The 1,401-nt window shown below is 72.7% G+C and carries 1 protein-coding gene; it reads left to right on the top strand.

All coding sequences use genetic code 11. The annotated features are described in order from the left end of the window. The first annotated feature begins 134 nt into the window (after positions 1-134). Positions 135-1,052 (top strand): MurR/RpiR family transcriptional regulator, encoded by a 918-nt coding sequence (locus tag H5J33_RS35245; protein ID WP_181798716.1) that lies wholly within the window; start codon positions 135-137, stop codon positions 1,050-1,052. The last annotated feature ends 349 nt before the right edge of the window (positions 1,053-1,401 follow it).

Below are 1,401 nucleotides of genomic sequence, written 5' to 3'. Positions count from 1 at the left end.
GGGCCCCGCCCCCGTCCGCCCCGCCGTCCGCGTCCCCGTCCCCGCGCCCGTTCCGAGGGCCCCGCCGCAACGCCCTGGTCACGAGGGCCGGTGAGCTATGTTGAGTGATCGTGGCAGACAAAGGAGGCCGACCGGTGCCCTCGCCGCAGCAGGCACGCGCACAGGCATCAGCGATCACGACGGGCCGGACCGCCCCCGGGACCGAGGCCGCCCCGACCTCCCGGCTGCGGGAACTGTTCGACGGGCCACGTCTGTCGCCGGGGCAGCGGCGGATCGCCCAGTACCTGATCGAGCACCTCACCGAGGCCGCCTTCCTGTCGATCACCGAGCTGGCCGACCGGGTCGGGGTCAGCCAGCCCTCCGTGACCCGCTTCGCCGCGGCCGTCGGCTTCAGCGGCTACCCGGCACTGCGGGAGCGGCTCCAGTCGATCGCGCTGAGCGGCCTCGCGGGCGGGGCCGGCGAGGAGGACCGGGCCAATGAGCTCCAGGCGGCCGTGGACGCCGAGATCACGAACCTGGAGAACCTGCGGCGCGACTTCGCCGACCCGGACCGGGTCATCCGGGTCGGCCGCGAGCTGTCCCGGTCCACCCCGCTGACCGTGCTGGGGCTGCGCATCTCGGTGTCCCTCGCCGAGTACTTCGGTTACGCGGCCCGCCGGATCCACCCGGACGTACGGCTGGTGACCCGCGGCGGCAGCGTGGCCTACGACGCGCTGCTGCAGGCCCGGGAGGCGGGCGGCGACTGGGTGCTGGCCTTCGCGATGCCCCGGCACTCCCAGGAGACGCTGCAGGCCGTCCGGGTGGCGCGGGACGCGGGCCTGAAGGTCGCCCTGGTGACGGACCTGGCGCTGGGGCCGCTGGCCGACGAGGCCGACGTGACCTTCGCCACCGGCACCGGTTCGCGGCTGGTGTTCGACTCCTACGCGGCGCCCGGTGTGCTGGCGGCGGCGCTGCTCCAGGCCATGACGGACGCCGACGCGGAGCGCACCCAGGCCCGGTTGGAGAAGTACGAGCAGCTGTCGGAGCAGCACCAGTTCTTCCTCCGGGACTGACCGGCCTGCGAACCGGCCGCCCCCGGTAACTCCTGTGAACCGGCCGGTGGACGGACCGCCGTTCCTGCCGCCCGTGCCGGGCAATCGTGAAGATCTTGCGGTCATCGTCCTGCGGGACGGGGACGATTCACCGCATAAGGCACATGAATGTTTTCATACGTCTTGCAAAGCTCTCCGCATATATAAATACTGCTCCGCACGCCCACCGCCCCGAGAGAGCCGACGGACCGCCCATGCGCACGCAGCCCCGCACCGAGCGCCGGTCCCCCGCACCCGGGGCTCCTCCGCCCACACCCCCAACCCCGACGTCAAGATGAACTACCTGGCGTCCCCGCCGCTGGTCGTCGCC

Source organism: Streptomyces sp. WELS2 (genome assembly GCF_013870595.1).
Taxonomy (GTDB): domain Bacteria; phylum Actinomycetota; class Actinomycetes; order Streptomycetales; family Streptomycetaceae; genus Streptomyces.
This window is presented reverse-complemented; position numbering and strand designations above follow the sequence as displayed.